The organism is bacterium (assembly GCA_023150945.1).
In the GTDB taxonomy this organism is placed as follows: Bacteria; Zhuqueibacterota; Zhuqueibacteria; order Zhuqueibacterales; family Zhuqueibacteraceae; genus Coneutiohabitans.
Genome location: JAKLJX010000006.1, coordinates 316,181 through 340,788, shown reverse-complemented (window position 1 = coordinate 340,788; position 24,608 = coordinate 316,181). Strand labels below are relative to the sequence as shown.

The following is a 24,608-nucleotide window of genomic DNA, read 5'->3' as shown; positions in this document are numbered from 1 at the left end:
CTTGGGCACCGCGCGGACAAACACCAACGCACTGCCACATGTTCAGTCGAGAAAAGATTTCTGCGATCAGTGCCCTTGCCGTTTCTCCACGAAAGCGAAGACTAAGGCTTTATACCCATTTGTGGAGAAACGATATAAGCTCGGAAGAAGTGGTCATTTTCCTTGAAGAATTGTTTCAACACGTTCGCGGTAACATTATCATTCTATGGGATAGAGCGCCGATTCACAAAAATGCCCTCGTGACTTGCTTCTTGGAGAAATATCCCAGAGTTCATTTAGAGTACTTCCCAGCGTATGCGCCAGAGTTAAACCCCGCTGAGTACATCTGGAATCAGGATGATCAAGCACTATGCAATACATCTCCACAAACCATAGCGGAGTTGGAACAGTTACTTACCAACTCAAACAAAAGACTATTCCAATCACAAAGACTTCTTAGGGCGTGCATCAAAGCGTCAGATCTTCCATGGGAGATCTGATATTCCTATTATTTATGCAAAACTCAATAAGTGTCGCAGAAATTCAGAGGAGATTGATGCAACGGCCCAGCCGTCGCAGAAACGTGTTCGTAAAAGCCCGCGATAGCGGGCGCACACTCACAACCTCAGTCAACGGCAATCAGAAATGAACCGACACGCTTCACTCACCCGCACCACCGCGGAAACGGAAATCTCTGTTGCGCTGCAGCTCGAGGGCAGCGGCCAGCACGACATCAGCACCGGTATCGGCTTCTTCGATCACATGCTCACCCTGCTGGCAGTGCACGGCCTCTTTGATCTCCGCTTAAAAGCGCGCGGGGATCTGCAGGTGGATGCCCATCACACGGTGGAGGACACCGGCATCGCGCTGGGCACCGCCTTCCTGGAGGCGCTCGGCAATCGCCAGGGCCTGCACCGCCTCGCGGTGAGTTACGTGCCGCTCGATGAGGCGCTGGCGCGCACGGTGGTGGACGCCAGCGGCCGTGGCTATCTCCATTTCGAAGCGAGTTTCAACAGTGCGCAGGCGGGCGATTTCCCCAGCGAGCTGGTGGAGGATTTTCTCCGCGCTTTCGCGCTCAACGCGAAAATGACGCTGCACGTGACGTTGCTCGCCGGCCGCAACACCCATCACCAAATCGAAGTGATCTTCAAATCACTCGGCCGGGCGTTGCGCCAGGCCGTGGCCCTTGACCCGCGCCAACCCGGAATTCCCTCAAGCAAAGGTGTGTTGGTGTGAAAGTTCGCAGCGGCCCGGCAGGAAGCCGAGAGAAAGTCGCCTGCTGGAAACTTCGCCGCATCATCTCAAGGTGACAGGAAACGATGAGCGCTTACAAACCAACTGCGAGAATGATTGCGCCTCAGGCATGCCCATGACGGCCATTGGCATCATCGACTACGGCATGGGCAATCTGCACAGTGTCCAAAAAGCCTTGCAGGCCGTGGGAACGCCGGCAGAGCTGGTCGCGGAGGCCGGGCGCTTGGCGCACTACGACAAACTGATTCTGCCGGGCGTGGGCGCGTTCGGCGATGCCATGGCCAGCCTGGCGCAACGCGGAATGACAGCGGGCATTCCTGCTGCCATTGCCGCGGGCACGCCGCTGCTCGGCATTTGCCTGGGCATGCAGCTTCTCTTTTCCGAAAGCGAGGAAATGGGCCAACACGCGGGATTGAATATTTTGCCGGGCGCGGTGCGACGGCTGCGCGTTTCCGCCAAAGTGCCGCACATGGGCTGGAATCAAGTCAAGCAGCGCGTGGCCTGCCCGCTGTTCGAAAATGTCGAAGACGGCGCGTTCGTCTATTTTGCCAATTCGTATGTCGTCGTGCCGGCGCAGGGCGCGGTCATTGCCGGTGAAACGGAATATGAAACCACGTTCGCTTCCGTGATTTGGCACGCGAGTGTCTACGGCGTGCAATTTCACCCGGAAAAAAGCCAGCGCGTGGGCCTGCAAATGCTGAAAAATTTCGTCGCGCTTTGAGACCGCGCCGTTTGCGGTCACAAATAGTGACCGTTCGAAATTACAGCCTTTCAATGAAGAGGTTCCTACAACGGCTTGGCCATTGCATCAAAGACCTCAGAGTTTTCACGGTGCTCGAGGTTTTGCAAGCCACGGCTCAGCCAGGTTGGAACGTAATCATACGGATATCAAATACTGTTGAAGTCGATGCTGATCTTACCTGCCATTGATCTGAAGGGCGGCCGGTGCGTGCGCTTGCTGCGTGGCGAAGCGGCCTCCGAGAAAATCTACGGTGATGATCCCGTGGCCATCGCGCGCTCCTTCGCTGCCGCGGGCGCGGCGTGGTTGCACATCGTCGATCTCGATGCGGCGTTCTCGGGCAGCACCGGCAATCGCGCGATGATTCGCAAGATCATCGCTGCCGTCGAGATTCCAGTGCAAATCGGCGGCGGCATGCGCAGCCTGCACAAGATTGGCGCCATGCTCGACGCCGGCGCGCGCCGGGTGGTGATCGGCACGGCGGCGGTGAGCAAGCCGGAATTAGTCGAAGAAGCGCTCACGCAATTCGGCGCGGAGGCAATTGCCGTCGGCATCGATGCCCGCGACGGCCGCGTGGCCACCCGGGGTTGGACCGATACTTCCGAAATCGAAGCGATTCCCTTCGCGCAGCACATGCATAGCTTGGGCGTGCGCTGGGCAGTCTACACCGACATTGCGCGCGACGGCGCGCTGCAAGGCCCGAATCTGGAAGCCACCGCGGCATTGGCGCGGCAGAGCGGTTTGCGTGTCATTGCTGCGGGCGGCGTTGCGCGTCTGGAGGACTTGGTTGCGCTGCGTGACTTGGAAAAGGACGGTGTCGCGGGGGTGATTGTGGGCAAGGCGTTGTATGAAGGCAGATTCACGCTCGCGCAGGCGCTGCAAACGATGGCCGTGCCTTGAACGGTTCTTGTGAAAGCGCCCGGGCGGTCAAACTCGAGAGAGACTCATGCTCGCCAAACGCCTCATTCCCTGCCTCGATGTGAAAGATGGCCGCGTGGTCAAGGGCGTCAATTTCGTGAATCTTACGGACGCCGGCGATCCGGTAAGGCAAACTGGGGATTGCATTTGATCATTATTCTCGACATTCTGAGCAAAGCTTTGCCGCGTTGAATTGCAGGAAAGATGGAAGGACAGATGAACACCGCTGCCGCGGAAAAGACACCCATCATCGTGCTCGATACCAACGTTTTGGTTGCAGGATTATGCCGGCGCGAGCATTCTCCGAGCTACAGGATATTGAAAAATATCCAGACGGGCAGAGTCCCTTTGGCATTAACCCAGAAGCTCTTTCTGGAATATGAGGCGGTTCTGACGCGCAATCGTGTTCTCAAATTAATCGACGCCACGAGCGACGAAGTTCAAATGATCCTGAATGCCTTGGTCGTCATCGCACGCGAATCCGAGGTACACTATTTGTGGCGTCCAAATCTGCGGGATGAGAGCGATAACTTCGTACTGGAAACCGCCGTGGCCAGCGGCGCGTTGATTGTAACCAAGAACATTCGGGATTTCAGCAGCAGTGAGCTGCAATTCCCCGAATTGGTGATATCGACGCCGCAACAGTTTGGTGACCTCTACCTCTAAACAAGGAAGATCCCATGAGTACTTTGTCAATCCGGCTGCCAGATGATCTGAAAGCCAAGGCGATTCTGCTTGCCAAGAAGAAGAACATGTCTCTAAATGAATTGGTAAAATACTGGCTGCAGACCGCCGTGGTGCAGGAAGAGACAATGGCATGGATGGAAACACGCCTGCACGGCAAAAACCCGGAACAACTCCTTGCCGCTTTTGGCCAATTTCTCGAAAACGCCAAGCCGGGCAGCGAGCCGACACTCGCAGAAATTCAGCAAGCCCAGCACGAATAGATTCAGTCTTCTTGTCCCAGTTGACTCATGCTCGCCAAACGCCTCATTCCCTGCCTCGATGTGAAAGATGGCCGCGTGGTCAAGGGCGTCAATTTCGTCAATCTCACGGACGCCGGCGATCCGGTGGAACAGGCGCACTTCTACGATGCCGAGGGCGCGGATGAATTGGTGTTTCTCGACATCACGGCCTCGCACGACAAGCGTCAAATCGTGCTCGCCATGGTGCGCGAGGTTGCCAGCCGGGTGTTCATTCCATTCACCGTCGGCGGCGGCCTTCGCACCGCGGAGGATGTGCGCGACATTCTGCGCGCCGGCGCGGACAAAGTCTCGGTAAACAGCGCCGCGGTGAGAAATCCCGACTTGATTCGGGCCGGCGCGGCGGTGTTCGGCAGCCAGTGCATGGTGCTGGCCATCGATGCAAAGCGCAAAGACCGCGGTTGGGAAGTCTACATCAACGGCGGCCGCATTGCCACCGGCCTCGATGCGCTGGCCTGGGCGAAACAGGGCGAAGAGCTCGGCGCCGGCGAGATTTTGCTGACCAGCATGGATCGTGACGGCACGCGCCAGGGCTATGATCTCGAGTTGCTGCGCGCCGTGGCGGACAGCGTGAAGATTCCGGTGATTGCCTCGGGCGGCGCAGGTTTCATGGAACACTTTCGCGATGCTTTTACGCTCGGCGGAGCAGATGCCGTGCTCGCCGCTTCCCTGTTTCACTACCGCGAGTTGAGCATTCGGGAGACGAAGGCGTTTCTCCGGCAGCAGGGGATCAACGTTCGTCCTGCCGTTCAATAAAACCCTCGTGCATTAACACGCAAGCGGGCCAGAACCAGAGTGCCGGGCTGACTGCAACGGTGGAGGAATTCCCCCAGGCAGGAATGGCGTGGTCGCCAAGCACACTGCAGCCGCAGCGCCGTGGTTGCGATCACTTGTCAATTGGCATGGTTTGACGTTTATTCTCTGAGATTCGGTGCTTTCCATCAATGAACCTCGACCTACTGCAATTCGATCAGCACGGCCTCCTTCCCGCCATCGTGCAGCACGCCGCAACCGGCGAGGTGTTGACGCTCGCCTATATGAATCGCGAGAGCCTGCAAAAGTGCCGGGAGACCGGGGAAACCTGGTTCTTCAGCCGCAGCCGGCAGCAATTGTGGCACAAGGGCGCCACCTCGGGCCATGTGCAGCGCATCGTGTCGATGAAATTCGACTGCGACGCTGATGCGCTGCTGGTGCAAGTGCTGCCCGCCGGCCCGGCCTGCCACACCGGCGAGCGCACCTGCTTTCATCGTTGGCTGGATGAAGAAAAAAACACTGCGCCGCCCTTGCCGCAAATTCTCGCGGAATTGCAGGAGGTGATTCAACAACGCCAGCGCGCGCTGCCGGAAGGCTCATACACCGCTGCGCTGTTTCGCAAAGGCGTCAAGAAGATCGCGCAAAAAGTGGGGGAGGAAGCGGTGGAAGTCGCGATTGCGGGCGTGCATGAATCCGACGCCAGCCTGGCGGCGGAAACGGCGGATCTGCTTTATCACTTGCTGGTTCTGCTCGCCGCGCGTCAAGTTCCCCTGCAGCAGATCGCCCAGAAGCTGGCGGAGCGGCGCGGCTGATCACGGCGCGTGCGGCCGTGCTGCCGCCGCAGCGAGACGCGCAAATCGTGATTGGCGCGCCAGGCGCATTGCAAGTTCAGACATCGAACAAAATTCTGAAAGACTTCTGCCACAAGAGAAAAAAATCTTTCCCCTGACAGAAACAACCCAACTGAGAAAACGCCTTCCCTTCGTTGGGTTGACTTCATCCGCTGGTAATTTCCTTTGAAGGCATCAATAAGCCAAGAAAGTCCGGCGCGCCACGCGAGTTCCTGCCTCAATTCTCCTGCCCACTGGCCTCTTTTGCCTTGCGCCATTCCACGTTGTCATGATAGCGCTCGTTGAACACCAGCGTGCGGCGGCCGTCTTCGAGGCGCAGTTGATAGCGCTCGCCGTCGTCGCTTTCGAACCACAGCTTGTCCTCGGCTTCGAGATGATAACGGCCCCAGGCACGCCGCACTTTCACGGTGAGCGTGTTGCGGTCATAGGTGTGGGAATCCAGATAAACGCGGCCGTTCGCGAAGAAAATCCAGCGCATGCGGTCGCGCAGCTCGGCGCCGCCGAAGCGATTGCGCGGGCGGTAGTGATACGTCGAGGTCCAGAGGTAGATTTGCGGATCGAGGAAGACAACCGGCGTGATGAAGATGTTGGTGGGCAGCGGATCTTTCAAGCTGTCACTGGAAGAGATGGCGGGAATCGGTTTCACCAGCGTCGAAGCCGGAAAACGCTTGCGCCAGCGGTCATCTTCTTGCGCCTTGAGCGCCAGCGCGCGACGCCGCTCGGCCGCCACGCGCTGCTCCGAGCCGAGCTGGCGAATGAACGTCGTAGCGGCCTCGAATTCGCCGCCGGTGAGCAGCAGCCGGTTGCCGGTCATCACGATGGTGTAGAGCAGCGGCTTTTGATTGCGCACGCGCAGCGTGAGTTGCGAACCAGCCACTTCGTACTCGCCCTGTTTGCGGGTCGTGGTGCGGCCGGCTCTCACTTCAAAGACGTAGTTGCTGTCGGGATAGAAAGTCAAAATCGCGCGCAGGAATGCCGCTTCGTGAATCCAACGGCCAAACAAGCTGTTTTTTGCGATCTGGGTCGTACTGAGCGCGGCGGGCGCGGTTTGCTTGCGGAATCGTTTGGGTTTTTCCAGATCGCCGGCGGAGAGCGTAAAGCGCAGGGAATCGGCGGCGAGCACGAGTTGATAGGCCAGCGAATCATCCGCCAGCACAAGATGCAGGCGATTGTCGCGGTAACGCCATTGCCCGGAATCCGACATCGCGAAGCCGCTGATGACATGGCGGGATTTGAACGTGCCGTCACTCTCAAAGATGAACGCCTGGCTTTCGTTGAGGCCGGTGTTTTTCCATTCTCCCACCAGCCAGGCCGGGCGCCCGCCTTGCGCGAATGCTGTCGCCGCCGGCAACAGCCAAAGCCACAACATGAGCAGAATTTTTGCAGAGTTGTGCATGCGCATCGTTCGCCCGTGGCAGGAAAATTCGGTTTGAATGACGCCGCAACTTAGCCAAATCCGCCTCGAAAGTCAAGCACGGGGAAGACGCTGCGGCGCGCAACACTGGCCGCCCGCCGGCGCCGGCGCGCTCAACTGCGGCGATAAGCTTTGCCCAATGCCGCGGGCGCCTGGCGGCCGCGCGTCGAAAACACCAGCACCAGCAGGGTGAGCAGGTAGGGCAGCATGAGGAAGAACTGATAGGGCAGGTCATAGCCGCGTGCTTGAAATTGAAACTGCAGGGCATTGGCACAGCCAAAAAACAACGAAGCGAAAAACACGCCCAGCGGTTGCCAGCGTCCGAAAATAACGAGGGCGAGCGCGATGAAGCCGCGGCCGGCCGTGATGCCTTCCACGAACGTGTTGGCATGCGCCAGCGTGAGATAGGCGCCGGCCGCGCCGGCCAGCATGCCGCCGAACAGCACGCAGCCAAAACGCAGACGGAACACATTGCAGCCGGCAGTGTCCGCGGCGGCCGGCTGCTCACCACAGGCGCGAATCGCCAATCCCAAGTGCGTGCGGTTGAGCACGAAGGCGGCCAGCGGAACGACGCCGCAAGCGACATACAGCAACACCGGTTGTCGTGACACCAAACTGCCCAAGATCGGAATGCCGGCGAAACCGGGAAGCTCGAGTGTGGGAAACGAGGTGGCCGTGAGCGCGGCGCCGGTCACGCCGAAGATGTGGCGAAACAGAAAGCCGGTAAGACCGAGCGCCACGAGGTTGAGCGCAGCGCCGGTGATGATTTGATCGGCCTGAAAGTAAACGGTCAACACGGCAAGAACCGCGGCGAGCAACATGGCGGCCAGCATGCCGGCGAGCAAGCCGAGCCACGGGCTGGCGCTGAAGTAGCTCACCACCATGCCGGCAAACGCGCCGGCCAGCATCATGCCTTCCAGGCCGATATTGATCACACCCGCGCGCTCGGCATACGTTTCTCCGGTGGCCGTCAGCCAGAGCGGCGCCGCCAGCTTCACGCCCGAGGCCAGCAGATTTTCGATGAAATTGAGGATCATGCCGTCACGTCACGACTGATGAAATTCTCAGGCTTGACTGGGTTAGCCGGAAGCACCGGATTTGTTGTTGAGAATCGCTGGCGCCTCCTCAAGCCGGCTTCGACAGCGGCCTCCGGGGCCGGAATTGCAATGACTCCGGCAGCGCTGCGCGAGCCGCTTTGCTCACGTCTTTGCCGCATTGCCTTTGAGACTCACGCCGCCAGCCACCGCCATGGTGAGCACCACTAATCCCTGAATCACATAACTGATGACCGCGGAAACATTGGCCTGGCGTTGCATCGCCGCGGCGCCGTTTTCCAGCGCACCGAACAGCAGCGCCGAGAAAATCACCGCCAGCGGATTGAGGCGCGCCATGAGCGCGACGGCAATGGCGGTGTAGCCGTAACCGGGCGAGAAATTGTCATACACGCGATAGGTCACGCCCGCCAGTTCGATCACGCCTGCCAATCCCGCCACTGCGCCGGAAATCATCAAACTGAGAAGTTGCACCCGCGCTGTGTCAATCGCCGCAAAGCGCGCGGCCCGGGGATTGGCAGCCGTTGCCTGCATCTCGAAACCGAAGACGGTGCGCCGAATGAGCAGATAGCACAATACCGCCACCACGGGCGCCAGCCAGATGCCGGCGTGCAAGCGCGTGGGCGGAAAGAGTCGCGCCAGCCGCAGCGAGGCATCGAGCGCGTCCGACTGGGGAAACTGTCCCGCGGTTTCCATGAGCGGGCCATGCACCGCATAGCGCACCAGCTCGATGGCAATAAAGTTGAGTAGAATGGTGGAGACGACTTCCGGCACGCCGCGGCGATTTTTCATCACGCCTGCCAGGCCGGCCCACAGGCCGCCGGCCACGCCACCCGCGAGCAGAAGCAGCGCGATTCCCAAGACGCCGGTCATCCAACCGGAAGCAGAGAATGCCGCTGCCAGCGCGCTCGCAGCCAGGGCGCCGGCCAGGAACTGGCCTTCCGCGCCAATGTTCCACACGCCGGCGCGAAACGCCAACGCCACGGCGGCGCCGGTCAACAACAGCGGAATGGATTTGACCAACGTTTCGGAAAGCGCATAAGCGGAGCCGAACGCGCCTTCGAGCAGGGCGCGCAACGCCAGGCCGGTCTGATAACCGCTCACCAACAAGAGCAGCGCGGCCAGCAGCGTGGCAACTGCAAACGCGCTGAAGGCGGGTGCCAGGTTTATGATCCAAACGCGGAGAAAGGCGCGCATGCGGGAGTCTAGCTTTGGAAGCGAGAGGGGAAGATGAACCGGCAGAGGAAATTTCTAGTTAGTGTTAAACACCGGTTTGCGGGCTTTTTGATTTTTTACGGCCAGCAACCCGGCTTCTTCCAAAATGTTCTCAATATCATCCAATAGACCTTCTAACTCGTGTGGCTCATCGCCCAAAAGCCGTGCGATCGTTTGCGACTGAAGACTTTTCAATGCGTAGAGCAAGAGTTGACGGTAGCTGTCCAGCTCTGATTCCGAAATTTCCACCGTGAAGAGCTGACCTCGGCAATTTCACGTTTGCTCAGAAGCTTCATCAGGCCACCTCTATTTTGGTGTTCAATGGATTCTGAGCCACTTCCCTTGTTTGACCTTTTCATGTCTTGCTCTCCGGCTCATGCGGAAGCTGGCAAGATGGGATTCCCCGTCAAAGACATGAACGCGACCGCGCTTGCCGACAAAGATCAAACACCCGTCGCCGTGCTCATATACTTCCATAGGATGATCGCGATCGCTGAACGCGTGATCGGTCTGCCGTGTTTTCACGGTGCCTTTGCCAACCATGCGCGGTCCGCTTTCTGCTCTCGCGATCAGCCCTCACAGCTTCCCCTCCGAACGAAAATCGCGCTGGCAACAATCACAGTCGAGATCAAGCGTTTGAGATTGTAGGCAACAATAGCAGCTTTCGCCGATAATGTCAAGCGAATTGATGGCCTTTTGGCGGTTGTGGAATTCTGTGCCCTTCTGAAAACGCCACCGCCCGGCTGGGCCTCCCGGATGGGCGGCTCTGCTTTTTGCCCTTATTTGCTGCTTTCACCCAGCATCAACGCGCCAATCTGCTCCGGCGAAATCTCCGGCGGAAAGATGCCGGCAAACCGGCCTTTGAACAACACCGCAATGCGATCCGCCAGCGCATAAACTTCGCTCAGTTCGGTCGAGATCAGCAAAATCGCCGCGCCCTGCGCTTTCGCGGCAAGGATTTCCTGGTGAATCTTTGCGGTCGCGCTCAGGTCCACGCCGCGGGTGGGATTGACCGCGATCAGCACTTTCGGCCGGCGCGCCAGCTCGCGGCCGACCACGAGTTTCTGTTGATTGCCGCCGGAGAGGGTGGTGACCGGCAAAGCGAGATTGGCCACGCGCACGTCGAAGTCACGCACGATGCTTTCACTGTACTCGCGCAGCCTGGCCAGACGCAGCCATCCCCACTTGTGGGAAGAGCTTTCGCGATAGGCGAAGGCCGCTGCGTTTTGCGCCACCGAGAGCGTGGGGAAAAGCGCCAGCTCGTGGCGATCGGCGGGAATGTGCGCCAAACCTGCGGCAAAACGCGCGCGGCTGGTCTTGCCCGCCAAGGTTTCGCCTTCCAGCTCGAGCAGGCCGCGGGCCAGCGGCCGCACGCCGAGCAACACTTCTGCCAGCTCCGCCTGGCCATTGCCATCGACGCCGGCGACACCCAAAATCTCACCGGCGTGCAATTCGAATGAAAGATCATCGAGGCTGAGCTGGCCGGCGTTGCCGAAGGCCGCCAGCGCTTGCGCCCGCAGCACCACGCGGCCCGGCCGGCCGGCAGCCGGCGCGGCCGCCGGCGCAGAGGCTTGCGGCGTGATTGCCGCGGCAATCAGTTCGAGACTCGCCTCGGCGGTGTTGAATCTGCCCGAGACCCGGCCGCTGCGCAACACGGTGAGGCGGTCGCTCACCGCCAGCACTTCGTGAATCTTGTGCGAAATGAAAATCATCGCGTAGCCTTCGCGGCGCAGCCGCCGCAACAAGGCAAACAACTCCTCGACCTCCTGGGGCGCCAGCACTGCGGTCGGCTCGTCGAGAATGAGCAGCCGGCATTGCCGGAGCAGAATCTTCACGATTTCCACGCGCTGGCGCTGGCCCACGGAGAGATCGGCGATTTTGCTGTACAGCGCAAAGCCCGGCTTGGGGGATTGGCGCGGTTCATCGTTGGTTTTGCCTTTGCGAGGAAACCTTTTTGCACCAGGCGGGCGGCGGTGAGACTTCACAAGATTCTTCCAGAATGACAATTGAGGAGAGGGCTCCATATCAATGCCGAGCCGCTTGCAAAGCGCCAGCACTTCGTTTTGTGCCTGTTGCCGGCGAGGGCCGCGCACGCTGAAGCGGGAGTTGCCGAGCAGGAAGTTTTCCATCACCGTGAAGGTGGGCACCAGCATGAAATGCTGGTGAATCATGCCGATGCCGGCCTGAATCGCCGCTGCCGGACTCGCCGGCCGAAAGGGTTTGCCCGCGAGCTTGATTTCGCCGGCATCGGCCGCCACCAGGCCGTAGAGAATGTTCATGAGCGTGGTCTTGCCTGCGCCGTTTTCACCGAGCACGGCGTGAATCTCCCCGGCGTTGACGGTCAAGCTCACGCCCTCGAGCGCGAGGGTGTCGCCGAAGCGTTTGTGCAGGTGGTGGATTTCGAGGAGAGGGGGCATTGTTGAGCGAGGTTCGTAGTAACTCCTTCAGGCAACGAGGCTTGTAGTGACGCCTTCAGGCGTTGAGCCTTAAGAAGAATGCAGAGCGTTCAGGAATTGCTGCTCACGCGGTTTGCGAAAGCTATCAACCAGCAGGCGGCTGAGAGTGCAACTTTGGTTCGACGCCTAAAGGCGTTACCACGAACGCATCTGTTGCGAACCGCGCAAGGCAGATTCTCTGTGGTATTGTTCCACGAGGCGCCGCGCAGAGCGCGCGCCGTCAGTTGGACTCTTCTCCGCTTGACCAGCGGTCAAGTCTGTATGGCTACTGCTCTGTTACCTTGAAAAGTATCGCCACCATCAATGTCATCCTGCAAGGATCCTGTGAAAATTTGAGCAGGGCGCCAATTACCTCACAGGATTCCTCCTGAATGACATTCTGCGGCTGGCGCATTGTCTCAAACAGCCGGCGCTGCGCCGGGGTTTTTGATCCACCCGCCCAGCAAACGCCCCATTTCATTCATGAGCTTGCTGCCATGTTCATAGGATTGCAGATTGATGAAGCGCATTTCATAACTGAGCCGGAACAACAGCCGCAGCTTTGCCAGCGCTTCATCGGCTTGTTTCAACAGGGGCAGTTTGTCCCGGCGCATGTTGGCAACCGAGGTCAACTCGATGAAACCCAAACTGGCATTCTCCAGCTTTGCCGCCACGCTGAAACGGTAGCTTTTGGGAAATTTGCCGGTGTGCTGCAACAACCATTTTGAAAAATCATAACCACGTTTGATCGCCAAGAATTCTTGCGCTTTGGTGGACATGCCGCCTCCTCGAGATTTCAAAAAAAAATTTCGAGGCGGGCGTTCCGCCCGCCTTTTTCAGAGTAACAGATTGTCAGAGTTACAGAGTATCAAAAGCAGACTGGGCGCAGACCACCCGAAAACCGTAGTAGTACCATTGGTCGTCGGGATTGTTGCTGTAGCGAGCCACGCAGCGCAGAAGCTCAGGATAGTAGCTCCACGCCCCGCCTCGCAGCGCGCGCGCCGTCTCTCCCAGAACATTTTCTTTGCCATATAAATTCCCACACCACTCCCAAACATTGCCGGCCATATCCATCAGTCCCTCCGGCGTTGCCCCGGCCGGGTAAGCGCCCATCGGCGTAGTCTGCCCCACTTTTCCGCCATAATTCGCGCGGGTTTCATCCGGTTCGTCATTGCCCCACGGATACTTTCTTTTGCCTCCGCCCGCGGCCCATTCCCATTCTTGCTCGGTGGGCAAGCGATAGATCATTTTCTCATCCTGCCCCTTGCCCCTTGCCCCTTGCAACTCGCTCAGCCAATGGCAATAGGTCACGGCGTCAAACCAATTGACACGAACCACCGGTTGATCTTCACCCAAAAAGCGCTTGTCTTCTGTTTTTGTTTTGAGCGTTTCAGCCCATTTCCTCGGGTCATTGCCCAGGTATTTTATGAAGCTTGGGATTTCTTTGGCTTTGACGCGCAAGCTTTCGGCAAACCGTTCAAGAGGCAAATTCGCAAATGCCTCCTCCTCACCCTTTCCGGCAAGATAGGTAATAAAACGGTTGTAGAGCTTGTTGGTCACCGGATATTTGGCAAAGTACAGCGGCGGCACTTCAACTTCATTTTTGGTGACCGAATAATTGTACTTGCCGCTCTTGATGAGAATGTATTCCGCATTCAACTCTGAGTAATTGAAAATGCGGGCCGGCAGATCGTGGGTTTTCCCTTTGAAAGCGGTTCTAACCAGTTTGACCTCGGGCATTTCGATTTGAATTTGATCGAGGGCCATGCGCCGGTAAATGCTGCGCGCCTCGCCGGCCAGACGTTCGTCCCTGTCGTTTTGTGACTGCGCCACCGCCGCCTCGGCGGTGTCTGTACCAATGCGTTCCAAAGCGAGCAAAGCATAATAACGCGGCTCAAAACGCTTGAGCTTCTTGAGCGCATGCACAAACGGGGCCTCGTCTTTGACCAAAGTTTCATCGACGCAGCGCAGCAGGAAATCCACCCGCGCGCCGTCGCGCCATTGCGCGCGCAGCAAAACCCGCATGAAATCAGCAAAAATCGGGGGATTGGTGAGGCCCATGGCCAGCAGCGTCGGCTCGCGCCACCAGGCCTGGTCAAACTGCTTGACCAGAATGTCGGCCTGCCGCGTGTTGCGAATCTCCTCGGCGGTGAGATATTCCTGAAAGCTGAGATGATGGAAAAAGTAAGTATCGCCTTCACCCTTGAAAATGCCGCTGCGCTCCTGCCAGTTTTGCAGCAGCTCTTCGGGATCCACCTCGCGCTTGATGCGGCCGAGATGCGGCTGCATGAACGTCAGCAGCTCGGCCTTGCTCACCTCGCGCCGGTTTTCCACGGAATGCATCCACAGCGCAATCGGCTGCAAGAGCTGGCGCGCCTGGGCTGCGGAGAGCAGAACTTCCAGACCTTTGGCTTTGTCCCAGCGCTCCAGCAAAACATCGGTGCATTCTTTATAGAGTTCGACGCGGCGCTCGGGCAGAGTGCCGCGATCGCGATGCACCAGCGCAATGATCTGCAGCATCAGCGGATTCACCGCCAGCTCGCGCAGCGCCGGCGCCGCCTCGATGCGCTGAAACAAATTTTCCGCGCGGCTTTTTGCCTGACTGCGCCAATACTCGTTGTCCTCTTGTACATGCGTTTCCACGCCGATGAGCCAGTTTTCGAGAAACTGCTGCACCTCGGGCATGCCGTAATCTTGAATTTCCAGACGCAGATAGTAACCCGGCAAGATCGCCTCACCACGATACCCGGAGAAGCGCGAGGTCACGAGCACCGGACATTTCGGAAAGGCGAGATGCGCTTGATGGTGAATCCATTGGCTGACGAGGGCGCGTTTCTTTTCGGTCGGCACTTCATCGAGTCCGTCGAGCAGGAGAATGGCGCGGCCTGCTTGCAAGTAATGCAGGAAGAACTCTTCTGATAAATCGAGATGATACTTTTGCAAAGAGGCAAGAATGTTGGCCGTGAGCGGCTGTTCGGGATCGATGTCGCGCAGGCTGAGCAGAATCGGCAGCAGTTGCCGGGACAGGCCGAGTTGTTGCTCGGCTTTGTTGCCGGCAAAGCAAAGCAGAAAGTATTTGGTGAGCGTGGTTTTGCCCGCGCCGGGATAACCGAGCAGCACGAGTCCGTCATAGTCGCGCTGCAGGGCGAATTGCAGGGCTTGCTGCACGTTTACTGTTTGATCGGGTTGTGCCGGGTCGGTGAGCGGTTCGACTGAGCTTGCCGAAGTCTTATGTCGAACCGAACCGCGTTTGTGTGCGGGAGAGTCCAGCGCGCCGCGCGCATGCTCCAATTCGTTCATGCGCGCTTTAAGCGTGATATACACTTTCTCCAGCGGAATGGGAATGCGCAGGTTGGTTTCAAAACCGGCCACCGGCAGATGCTGATGGGTTTTGATCATGGTTTCGAGATAGCGCTGGCGCGCCGGCTCATGCGCCACGGTCTGCACTGCAGAAACCGGCGGCGGTTCGCTTGCCGGACGCAATTTGAGCAAGAGGCGTTCGAGATCGAGGCGCACGCGGCTGGCGAAATCATCGGTGGACTCAAATTCCTGCACAAAGCCGGGGTGCTTGCCCTCGGGCGAGAATTCTTGGAAGAATGCTTCGAGGCGCTGATACTGGTCGATATTCAAATTGCGCGGCGGAATGGGGCGCATGCAGCGATAAAACAAAATCTCTGGCCGCTGCTTTTGCTGCCAGGCATGATAGGCGAGGGTGAATTCCTCCTCCGTGCCGGAATCAAAGCTGAAGCCGGTTTGCGGATCCACGGCACCTGTAGCCGTGCCAAAGCGCGACCACATGATGCCGACGAAAATATCCCAACTTTCCACCGGCAGTTGTTCCAACACCACGGCCTCGGGCCGGCCCATCAACGGCGCGACATGTGAACGCCAATCGAGAGGCTGCAATGTGACGCCAATCTCGTCCAAAAAGCCATTGGGTTGATTGAATTCCTGCACGATTTTCAAAAGCCGGTCGCGCTCCGGCGTCACGTCGCCCGGCGAGGCGATGAAGAGTCGGATTTTGGTATAGGATTTTTTCGAAGTCACCAGCGTTCCCCGATTTTGTGGGGTTATCTGAACATACCGCCCGGCCAGTTGTTTTGATGATCAATCATGCCTATGAACGGCTGCGCCTTTATTCAAAAAGCGCCCGGGCGGTGGTGATTCCTTCATGAATTGCAGCAATATAATTTGATCGGATTACAAATGCAAAGCTCGCGAAGACCCAAACAAAAAAGCCACGGTGGAACCGTGGCTGAACGAGGAATTTACAGTTTACGGAAACAGCGGCGGATGCTTTTGGTGAAAATCCGTGGCCTGTTGATAAGTCTTGGCGACAGTGAGCCGTTTGATCTCGCCGCGTTCGCGCCGGTATTGGTGTTTCAGAACTCATATCCCTGCACCACCTGCTGCATCAAGTCGAATTCGAGCAGTTTCAACTCTTCGGGGTGAATGAGAAAAGGCGCGACCTCCTGCTGAAGTTGTTTTTCATCCAGAGCGGCGAGGCGGCGGAGCAAAGCTTGTTGCAAAAGCCGGGCATCGAATGCGGCCGGCGTTGCTTGCGTTTGCGCGATGGCCTCGTTCAACACGGCGAGATTCGGCCGGATTTTCTTGCCGAGATACCACATCAGATCATAGAAATCTCGGCCTTTGGCATAACGCCGGTAGAGGCAGGCATGCAGCTTGGTTGCAAAAGAAGACGGCAGATCGAAATGCAAAACCGGAAACGTCTGAAATCCGGAGAGCAAGGCGACTGCCGTTTGCCAGCCGCCCGGGGGATTGGCGTCGATTTCCAAACGGATCGGCAGTTTCTGGCCGGCTTGCGACGATAAACCCGCGTCCTGCAGCAAGCCCCGGAATTGAACGTGAAGATGCTGAACGCTTTTCTCGCTTTTGGCTTTGAAATCCGCAGGCAGGGCCAGCTTGGCGAGGCTGGTTTGAACATGCTTCACCAAGCGATCGAAGCCGTATTTTTCCGGGCGAATCAGGGAGAAATCCAAATCCTCGGAGAAGCGCGGCAGGCCGTGCAGCAGGCGCAATGCCGTGCCGCCGGTGAAGGCCAGGGCTGTGCCGTCGGGCGATTCGTGCAAAATCTTCAACAAGATGATTTGCAGCATTTCCCGCAGGTGATGGCGCCTCTCCGCCGCCGGGCGTTCCGGCGGCAATCGTTGCAGCAGCAGATCACGCATGCACGCCCCCAGCAAGATGGGTTTCACTGAACAAATGCGCGACGCGCCGCAGCTTTTTCGAGGAAAAACGCGCGGCATACTGTTCGAGCAGGCCGGGCCGCAAAATTCCTTCTCCGGCAATGCGGTAGGACTCCGCAAAAATCCTGTGATCACTCTCCGAAAACTGCGGGAGATTGAAATAGAAAAAATCGAGCAGCGCTTTCTCCGGCTCCGCGATCAAAATGTCGAAACCGCTTTCATCGCGCAGCGCAGTAAAGCCGAAAAACAATTCGGGCTTAACATGCCGAAAGGCAAACGCCCCCTCCGCAGAAATATATCGCGCCGGCTTGCCAGTGGTCACGCTGGTGACTTGATAAACCACCTCGGGAATCATTTGATAAAATGCCAGCGCGCTTTCGAGACTGATGTACGAGGGAAATACCATCTGATTGGCAAGAAAAAAGGGCGAGGGATGCAGGCTGCGATCGTCGCGATTGAGCAGATACATGCCCTTTTTCAACCGCAGGATCAAACCCTGCTTTTGCCAGCGGCTCAACTGGTTGCGCAGCACGCGTTCGTCCTCGCCCAAGGAATTGAGCAAACTGGCTGTAACCACCGGATAGCGCCGCACCTGATTTTTGAATTCCTGATATCTCATTTCCGTAATTCATCATTTTTGATGATTTACGCGAATATAGCTCTTTCGGCGCGAGAATGCAAAAACATTCACGCACAAGTCGCTACGTTTTCACAAAGAAAAGCTTTGCGGATTCTTTGCGTCTTGGCGGCTTTGCGCGAGTTTTTTCTCATCGATTTCGGCTCGCCGGGCTGTTTTTTGCGCCCGGCCTTCAAGCTCACGGAAACAGCGGCGGATGCTTCTTGTGAAAGTCCGTGGCCTCTTGATAAGCCCTCGCTACGGCCAACGTGACTGCTTCGCCGTACAAATTGCCCATGAATGTGATGCTGGTGGGACTGCCTTTGCCGTTGAAACCGTTGGGCAGCGTCACGCAAGGGTGGCCGGTGAGATTGGTGAGCAGGAGATTGCCGTCGAACGAGGGCGCAACATAAACATCGATATTCTTCATCATCTCTGCCATGGCCTGAATCACGAGATGGCGCACGCGATTCGCTTGAATATATTCCACTGCGGGAATGAAACGCGCGCTGCGAAAGGCATTGGGCCAGGCATTTTTGATTTGCCGCACCAGCAAATCGTCTTTGCCCGAGCGCGTCAGCTCGTCGAACGCCGCTGCCGCCTCCGCGCTTAAAATTATCGTGAGCGCCTCGAACGGCAAATCCGGCAATTCGAGAGGAATCAGTTGCGCGCCCAATCCACGCAGCTTCGCGAGTGTGGCCTCATTGGTGGCGCGATTGGTCGAATCCTTCTCAAAACCGTTTTTGTGATAGCCGATGCGCAGTTTGCTCAAGTCGACTTTGGGATTATAGTTGAACGGCAAATCAACAAGAGTTTGATCGACGCCGTCCGGGCCGTAAATGGCATTGAACACCAGGGCGCAATCTTCCACCGTGCGGCACATCGGCCCGATTTTATCCATCGACCAGCTCAACGCCATGGCGCCGGCGCGGCTGACGCGGCCGTAGGACGGCCGCAGTCCCGTCACCCCGCAGCGCGTTGCGGGTGAAACGATCGAGCCCCAGGTTTCGGTGCCGATGGCGAAGGCCACCAGTCCCGCGGCCGTCGCTGCCGCCGAGCCGGCCGAAGAACCGCTCGAGCCTTGTTCGAGATTCCAGGGATTGCGCGTCTTGCCGCCAAACCACACTTCGCCCCATGCCAGCTCACCGAGGGTCAGCTTTGCCACCAACACCGCGCCGGCAGCTTCGAGTTTTTTGATGACCGTCGCGTCCTCATCGATCACCTGATCTTTGAAAGGCACCGAGCCCCAGGTGGTTTTGTAACCCTTGGCGGCGAGCAAATCCTTGGCGCCGTAGGGCATGCCGTGCAGCGGGCCGCGATATTTGCCCGCGGCGATTTCAGCGTCGGCGCGCCGCGCTTGCGCGAGCGCGAGTTCCTCGGTGAGCGTGATCACGCATTCGAGCTGCGGCCCGTACTTTTTCAACCGGCTGAGATACATCTGCGTAAGCTGAGTCGAAGTGACTTTGCGCGTGCGCAGCAATTCCGCCAGCGCGCCAATCGAGGCATATGCCAGTTCATCGAGATTCGCAGGCGCGGCGATTCTAGCGGGCGTGCTCCACACCGGCGGCCGGCGTTGCGTGTCGAATGTCATGCCCACCGGAACCGGATTGAAAGCCAGCGCCGGCGGCACGCTGTTGGGCAGCGGCACACTGCGGATTTTCTCATAGTTTTCGAGATTCTCTTGCAGATCGCCGAGCATCGAATCGCGCTCGGCCTGGTTGAATTGCAGGCCGATGATTTTTTCAGCGGCGGCAATGAGGGCGGGCGTGACCGGCTCGGCATCTTGGGAGGGCAGCAACGCGCCCAACGCCGCCAAACCGCAAAGGCCAACAGCGAATGAAATCATCTTGAATCGCATGCTGAACTCCTGATGAGGGCGAGGGGAGTATGAAGAAATGATCATCACAGCGGCAAGAAACAGGCGAGAAACGCAGTAACGGGATGAGGCCTGCAGGGAAATCCGAAGGTGCACGAGATTATGGGGAAAGGATTGATCCCCGCAAGCCTCAGCCGCAGCGAGTCGCAGCGACTCAGACCCGCTTATACATCGTACCGATCGCCAGCAGGACAAAACCGACGGTTACCAGCCAGAAGGCATTCGGCGTAACGAATGCGATTTTGGCGAAATTCCCAAGGATGCCGAGCACGCCAAGAATCACGGCGATGAGCCAGACGACTTGCGTTGGGGCATTGAACTTCATTTTCCATACCTCCGTTTTGAGGAGTGAAGGATTAAAGTGGGTTGACACTCATCCTGGAAAATGCCTCGCCGGATTGGCAGGCCGGACAAGGACGGTCCTCAGATTGTGCTGATACCGGTCACGGCGGGTGTCAATATGTCAAAGCCAACCGCGAGATGCAAGCAGCGTTTTGGATCGTGAACCCAATTGCACTCACTGCTTTGCCGTCATGCTGCCAGAATGATCTGCCGCCTCGCTGCCCTGACCGTGCCGGGGAAGACCCGCAACGGGGTGACATGAAAAGCTCTTCGTTCACGGCCTAACTGGGCAGTGATTGGTGTCACCCTCTTTGCGCGCGGTAGAACTTCGTCATCTCTTCGAACACTTCTTCAGACCTCGCCACCACGGTGCGGCATTCCGGCAAGGATTCCAGAAACACCTGGCCGTAGCGCTTCGTCACGATGCGATTGTCAAATATCACAATTGCGCCAAAATCGGTTTTGCGGCGGATCAACCGGCCGAAGCCCTGCTTGAGTTTGATCACCGCCTGCGGCACGGAGTATTCCATGAACGAGTTGCCGCCGCTCTTGTCGATGGCTTCGACGCGCGCTTCGATGATCGGCTCGGTGGGAACGCGAAACGGCAGCCGCGGAATGATCACACACTCCAGCGCCTCGCCGTGCACGTCCACGCCCTGCCAGAAACTGTCGGTGGCGAAGAGCACCGAGCCGACTTGTTTGCGAAAGCGCTCCAACAACTGGTGCCGGCCTTCGGTGCCCTGCTTCAAAGCGAGAATGCCATTGGCCGCCAATTCACCGGCAAGCGCGTTGTGCATTTGATTGAGCAAGCCGTACGAGGTGAAGAGAATGAAAGCGCGGCCGTTGGAAATCTCCAGCGCCGCCGCCAAACCCTGCTGCAGGGCGCGGCTGTAACTCGCTTGATTCGGCTCCGGCATGTCGGTGGGAATGGCCAGCAGCACCTGGCGGGCATAGTCGAACGGCGAGCTGAGCTTCACGGTACTGCGCCGCGTGTCCGCGAGGCGGCGCAATCCCAGGCGTTGCTCCAGGAAGCCGAAAGAATCGCCGACCGCCAGCGTGGCGGAGGTGAGGATCACGGTGGGAAATTTCTCAAAGACGGCCTTTTGCAGGATGGGCGCGATGTCGAGCGGCGCACTGCGCAGGCGGACGAGGTTGCCGTAGCGTGAGGCTTTCATTTCCAGCCAGCGAATCAGGCTCTCGTCATTCGAAAGCAATACTTGTTCGATCTGCTGGGCCATTTCTTCCAGCCGCTGCGCCTGCGCCTGGATATCCACCGCCATTGAAACCGCTTCGCTGCCGAGATAATTCTCGGCGAGATCGCACAGCTTCACGACCTTGGTCACGGCCTCGACGCAGTCGCGCAGATCCTTCAAAAAAAGAGGCACCTGGTGGCGGGCGATTTCATGGAATTGCCGGTCGCGCGCCACTGCCGGGGTGAGGCGAATCTTGACTTCGTCATATTCATTCTGGCGGCGGCCGGCGCCCCAGGCAAAGAGGCGCTGCATCAGGGCGCCGAGTTGGTGCTCGAGATTTTCCAGCCCCGGCGCGCACACTAATTCGATCTGTTCCCGAAAGCGCTCGAGCAGGGAACGGGTGACAATGCCGGCGCGCTTTTGCAGCTTGGAAAGCGCGAACGGCAAAACGCCGGTTTGTTTGCCGTCCTTGTTGCGATAGAGTTTGTGAATGGTGCGCAACAGGGCGTGATAGCTGGTGGCGGCGCCGAAATAGGAGGAGGCCACTTCTTCGAGATCATGCGCCTCATCGAGAATCACCCGCTGATACTTGGGCAGCACCGCCACTTCCGAGCCGCCGTGTTCGTCGCGCACGGCGAGATCGGCGAACAGTAAATGATGGTTGGCGATGAGCACGTCGGCACCGGCGGCACGGCGGCGGGCGTTGTAGAAGAAACACTCATTATAGTAGGGGCACTTCGAACGCAGCGTCGTGTCGCTCTCCGACTGGATTTTCTCCCACACCGCTTCGCTGGGCAGGAAGCCGAGATCGGACTTGCTGCCCTCGGCGGTTTTACCCGCCCACTCCAGAATGCTTTGCAGCTCGGTTTTTTGATTTACCTCGGTGAACAAATCGGGCTGCGACTGCACTTCCTGCAGTTTTCTCCGGCAGGCGTAATTGGTGCGGCCCTTCACCAGCTCGGCGCGGAATTTCACCCGCATTACTGCCTGCAGCAGCGGAATGTCCTTGTTGATGAGCTGTTCCTGCAAATTGATCGTGCCGGTGGCGACCACCGTCCGCTCGCGATTGCGCACGCTCCATTCGATGGCCGGGACGAGATAAGCCAGGGTCTTGCCGATGCCGGTGCCGGCCTCGATCACCGCGACCTTGTTGTCGTTGAATGCTTCCGCCACTTGCGCGAGCATCTGCTGTTGCGAGGGGCGGGATTCGAAATTCTCCAGCCGCTTGGCCAGCGGCCCGGCCGGCCCGATGAACGCCTGCAGCCGCGCCGCCTCCAGCCGCACGAGCTGCTTCTGCTTCTGCGGCTCAACGACAACATAAATCTCGGTGACTTGATTGTTGATGATGTAAAATCCCACTGCCTCATTTCCCAATTCCGAGGCCAGGTTGGCGTCAGGGTGGGAGGGTTGCAGCACGCCGGAGGGATGATTGTGAATGACGACGTCGCCGGCGTGCACCATGTGAACGATGGCCGGTACCATGGACTTGTTGCCGCGCGCCACCACTTGCACGGTTTCCACCAGGCCGTTGGGATTGGCTTTGCCGACAAAAAAGACCTCGTTGCCGCCCGCCTGCTGGATATGATGCCGCATGTAGAAAACGGCCTCCTCGGCGAGGTAGTCTGGCAGTTTCATGGTCGACTTGGACATACCGGCAATCTGTTGTGTTTGGAATTGGCTGCCTGCGTGCGCTGTGAGGCGGCGTCAAAGTGAGCGGAATATAATCCATTTTTCTTTGAAAAGGAAAAAATACCTCGGCCGGCGGTTGCGGTTTCCTGCCTGGGGGCCGGGGCCATCCCGCAGCCGGGCGTGCGGCTCGTGCCTGGAATGCGAAGGCCATACAGGCAGGCCGGAGGCATCCAACATCCTGCTTGACTTTTCACTCGCGTGCGGCTAAATTGCGCCACTTTTCCAGCGCGCGAGGCGCGCGGCCTCCGTCCGAAATCGCAAATATTGGATGAATGTTCCGGCAACGGCTCAGCCGAGTTGGGAACATTTTCGGAGGGACGCAGCGCCTGTGAAATCGCCAGACGCTCTGCCTTCCCACCTGGGGCAGCAGCGGGCCACCGTCACCCCATCTGCGAGGAGCGAGTCATGGTCAAGAGACTGATGACAATCGAGCGGCACATCATCGAGCAGCAGAAATCCTTTCCCCAAGCCACCGGTGAGTTTTCCGCGCTGCTGTATGATTTGGCGTTTGCCGCCAAAGTCATCTCGCGCGAGGTGAGACGCGCCGGGTTGATCGACATTCTCGGCTTTACCGGCGCCACCAACGTGCAGGGCGAACTGGTGCGCAAGCTCGACGAGTATGCCGATGATGTCATCTTTCGCGCGCTCGATCACACCGGCCGGTTGTGCTGCCTGGCGAGTGAGGAGCGCGACGAACTCATTCACATTCCCGCCGAATTCAAGTGCGGCCATTACGTGCTGCTTTATGATCCGCTCGACGGCTCCTCCAACATCGACGCGAATGTGAGCATCGGCACGATTTTCTCGATCATGCGCAAGATCAGCCCGGGCGAGCGCGGCACGCTGGCAGATGCGTTGCAGCCCGGCGAAAAACAGGTGGGCGCCGGTTACATTCTTTATGGCTCTTCCACGCTGCTGGTCTACACCGCGGGCCGGGGCGTGCACGGTTTCACGCTGGACCCGACCGTGGGAGAATTTCTGCTCTCGCATGAAAACCTCACGATCCCGCGGCGCGGCCAGATCTACAGCACCAATGAAGGCAACGCCGGTCGCTGGAGCGAGGGCATGCGCAATTACGTGCAATATCTCAAGCAGACGGACAAAGCCACCGGCCGGCCGTATTCCTCGCGTTACATCGGCTCGCTGGTTTCGGATTTTCACCGCAATCTGCTGTACGGCGGCGTTTTCCTTTATCCCGCCGACGCCAAAAACCCCAACGGCAAGCTGCGGCTGCTGTATGAAGCCAACCCGCTGGCGCTGCTTGCCACCCAGGCCGGCGGAGCGGCCAGCAACGGCCAGCAGAATGTGCTGACCGTGACGCCCACGGAGTTGCACCAGCGCACGCCGCTGATCATCGGCTCGGCGGAAGACGTGCAGGAAGCGGAGGAATTCCTGCAAGGCAAACGCACCGCCTGACAAACTGCTTGACAAGAGAGAAAAAATTTTCTACTCTTGGTCACAATTCACACGCGCGCGATTGTCTCCGACGCTCCTTGGTTTGCAGTCGCATCACGATCACGACCAGCCCAATCGCGCCGTCTGCCCAGCAGGTGTCGTGCACGCAACGAGCCGTGCGTCGGCACCGGGAACCATCAAACCCGAAAGGGGGAGCGCATGGCAACTCGCGGACTCAACAAAGTGATGTTGATCGGCCATGTCGGCCGCGATCCCGAAATCAAGTACACCCCGGGCGGCCTGGCCGTGGCGACCTTCAGTGTTGCCACCAACGAGAGTTTCAAAGACAAGGAGGGGAAGCAGCAGGACCGCACGGAGTGGCATCGCATCGTGGCGTTTGGCCGGACCGCCGAAGTCATGGGCGAGTATCTCAAAAAGGGGCAACTGGTCTACGTCGAAGGCCGGCTGCAAACGCGCTCGTGGGATGACGACAAAGGCCAGAAACGCTACATCACCGAAATTGTGGCGAATAGCGTGCAGTTTCTCAGCCGCAAGGGTGAAGGGGTTGACACCGGCGCGGCTGCCGAGATTCCGCCGCCCGGTGATGACTTTGCGCCCCCCTCGGCAGGCGAGGCTTCGGAAGATCTGCCATTCTAACGTCCGGAGACCGAAAATGAGCCGCGCCACGTCTGTTTGA

General features: G+C 58.4%; 23 protein-coding genes and 1 pseudogene. 12 read left to right on the top strand and 12 right to left on the bottom strand.

Translation table 11 applies throughout. From position 1 onward, the window contains the following. From L6R21_10965 to hisIE, 9 genes and pseudogenes are all read left to right on the top strand, one after another. A partial coding sequence (locus L6R21_10965; GenBank protein ID MCK6559706.1) for a transposase occupies positions 1-479 on the top strand: 479 nt, incomplete at its 5' end. 145 nt (positions 480-624) lie between these two features. Beyond that, positions 625-1,215: an imidazoleglycerol-phosphate dehydratase HisB gene (hisB, locus tag L6R21_10960; protein ID MCK6559705.1), complete on the top strand. Its 591-nt coding sequence runs from the start codon at positions 625-627 to the stop codon at positions 1,213-1,215. Positions 1,216-1,348: 133 nt separating this feature from the next. Continuing rightward, complete coding sequence (gene hisH, locus L6R21_10955) at positions 1,349-1,954, top strand: imidazole glycerol phosphate synthase subunit HisH (protein MCK6559704.1); 606 nt, start codon at positions 1,349-1,351, stop codon at positions 1,952-1,954. 186 nt (positions 1,955-2,140) lie between these two features. Beyond that, positions 2,141-2,872, top strand: a complete 732-nt coding sequence (gene hisA, locus L6R21_10950; protein ID MCK6559703.1) for a 1-(5-phosphoribosyl)-5-[(5-phosphoribosylamino)methylideneamino]imidazole-4-carboxamide isomerase — start codon at positions 2,141-2,143, stop codon at positions 2,870-2,872. 46 nt (positions 2,873-2,918) lie between these two features. Next, positions 2,919-3,017, top strand: a pseudogene (locus L6R21_10945) (HisA/HisF-related TIM barrel protein). Positions 3,018-3,106: 89 nt separating this feature from the next. Beyond that, a complete protein-coding gene (locus L6R21_10940) occupies positions 3,107-3,556 on the top strand; it encodes a putative toxin-antitoxin system toxin component, PIN family (protein ID MCK6559702.1) in 450 nt (149 codons plus the stop codon). Between the two features lie 14 nt (positions 3,557-3,570). After that, on the top strand, positions 3,571-3,837 hold the full coding sequence (locus L6R21_10935; protein ID MCK6559701.1) for a toxin-antitoxin system HicB family antitoxin: 267 nt from the start codon (positions 3,571-3,573) through the stop codon (positions 3,835-3,837). A 27-nt stretch (positions 3,838-3,864) separates the two neighbouring features. Further along, positions 3,865-4,629, top strand: coding sequence for an imidazole glycerol phosphate synthase subunit HisF (gene hisF / locus L6R21_10930; protein ID MCK6559700.1), 765 nt, complete (start codon positions 3,865-3,867; stop codon positions 4,627-4,629). Between the two features lie 188 nt (positions 4,630-4,817). Continuing rightward, positions 4,818-5,438, top strand: a complete 621-nt coding sequence (gene hisIE / locus L6R21_10925; protein MCK6559699.1) for a bifunctional phosphoribosyl-AMP cyclohydrolase/phosphoribosyl-ATP diphosphatase HisIE — start codon at positions 4,818-4,820, stop codon at positions 5,436-5,438. A 256-nt stretch (positions 5,439-5,694) separates the two neighbouring features. Here the strand turns inward: hisIE and L6R21_10920 are convergent, their stop codons facing one another. From L6R21_10920 to L6R21_10905, 4 genes are all read right to left on the bottom strand, one after another. Next, on the bottom strand, positions 5,695-6,873 hold the full coding sequence (locus L6R21_10920; GenBank protein MCK6559698.1) for a hypothetical protein: 1,179 nt from the start codon (positions 6,871-6,873) through the stop codon (positions 5,695-5,697). A 131-nt stretch (positions 6,874-7,004) separates the two neighbouring features. Then, the gene (locus tag L6R21_10915; GenBank protein MCK6559697.1) at positions 7,005-7,928 is read right to left on the bottom strand and encodes an ABC transporter permease; all 924 of its coding nucleotides are present in this window, start codon (positions 7,926-7,928) and stop codon (positions 7,005-7,007) included. A gap of 162 nt (positions 7,929-8,090) precedes the next feature. Beyond that, on the bottom strand, positions 8,091-9,140 hold the full coding sequence (locus L6R21_10910) for an ABC transporter permease (protein ID MCK6559696.1): 1,050 nt from the start codon (positions 9,138-9,140) through the stop codon (positions 8,091-8,093). A gap of 54 nt (positions 9,141-9,194) precedes the next feature. Then, positions 9,195-9,407, bottom strand: a complete 213-nt coding sequence (locus L6R21_10905; GenBank protein MCK6559695.1) for a hypothetical protein — start codon at positions 9,405-9,407, stop codon at positions 9,195-9,197. A gap of 144 nt (positions 9,408-9,551) precedes the next feature. On the opposite strand from L6R21_10905, the gene L6R21_10900 reads away from it, so the two are divergent. Continuing rightward, positions 9,552-9,806 carry a hypothetical protein gene (locus tag L6R21_10900; GenBank protein ID MCK6559694.1) on the top strand — a complete coding sequence of 85 codons (255 nt, stop codon included), beginning with the start codon at positions 9,552-9,554 and terminating at the stop codon, positions 9,804-9,806. A 131-nt stretch (positions 9,807-9,937) separates the two neighbouring features. Here the strand turns inward: L6R21_10900 and L6R21_10895 are convergent, their stop codons facing one another. The 8 genes from L6R21_10895 to L6R21_10860 form a co-directional block, all read right to left on the bottom strand. Continuing rightward, positions 9,938-11,575: an ABC transporter ATP-binding protein gene (locus tag L6R21_10895; GenBank protein MCK6559693.1), complete on the bottom strand. Its 1,638-nt coding sequence runs from the start codon at positions 11,573-11,575 to the stop codon at positions 9,938-9,940. A gap of 437 nt (positions 11,576-12,012) precedes the next feature. Beyond that, entirely contained in the window at positions 12,013-12,372 is a 360-nt protein-coding gene (gene avd / locus L6R21_10890; GenBank protein ID MCK6559692.1) for a diversity-generating retroelement protein Avd, read from the bottom strand. Positions 12,373-12,451: 79 nt separating this feature from the next. Then, on the bottom strand, positions 12,452-15,640 hold the full coding sequence (locus tag L6R21_10885; GenBank protein ID MCK6559691.1) for an SUMF1/EgtB/PvdO family nonheme iron enzyme: 3,189 nt from the start codon (positions 15,638-15,640) through the stop codon (positions 12,452-12,454). A gap of 335 nt (positions 15,641-15,975) precedes the next feature. Next, entirely contained in the window at positions 15,976-16,782 is an 807-nt protein-coding gene (locus L6R21_10880; GenBank protein MCK6559690.1) for a nucleotidyl transferase AbiEii/AbiGii toxin family protein, read from the bottom strand. Next, positions 16,775-17,419, bottom strand: a complete 645-nt coding sequence (locus tag L6R21_10875) for a hypothetical protein (protein ID MCK6559689.1) — start codon at positions 17,417-17,419, stop codon at positions 16,775-16,777. Before L6R21_10875 ends, L6R21_10880 begins: the two co-directional genes overlap by 8 nt. A gap of 196 nt (positions 17,420-17,615) precedes the next feature. After that, the gene (locus L6R21_10870; GenBank protein ID MCK6559688.1) at positions 17,616-19,274 is read right to left on the bottom strand and encodes an amidase; all 1,659 of its coding nucleotides are present in this window, start codon (positions 19,272-19,274) and stop codon (positions 17,616-17,618) included. A 172-nt stretch (positions 19,275-19,446) separates the two neighbouring features. Next, entirely contained in the window at positions 19,447-19,617 is a 171-nt protein-coding gene (locus L6R21_10865) for a hypothetical protein (GenBank protein ID MCK6559687.1), read from the bottom strand. 319 nt (positions 19,618-19,936) lie between these two features. Then, entirely contained in the window at positions 19,937-22,462 is a 2,526-nt protein-coding gene (locus tag L6R21_10860) for a DEAD/DEAH box helicase (protein ID MCK6559686.1), read from the bottom strand. 459 nt (positions 22,463-22,921) lie between these two features. On the opposite strand from L6R21_10860, the gene fbp reads away from it, so the two are divergent. Together fbp and L6R21_10850 are read left to right on the top strand one after the other, a co-directional pair. Beyond that, positions 22,922-23,932 (top strand): class 1 fructose-bisphosphatase, encoded by a 1,011-nt coding sequence (fbp, locus tag L6R21_10855; protein MCK6559685.1) that lies wholly within the window; start codon positions 22,922-22,924, stop codon positions 23,930-23,932. A gap of 198 nt (positions 23,933-24,130) precedes the next feature. Next, positions 24,131-24,568, top strand: coding sequence for a single-stranded DNA-binding protein (locus L6R21_10850; GenBank protein MCK6559684.1), 438 nt, complete (start codon positions 24,131-24,133; stop codon positions 24,566-24,568). Positions 24,569-24,608 lie beyond the last annotated feature (40 nt).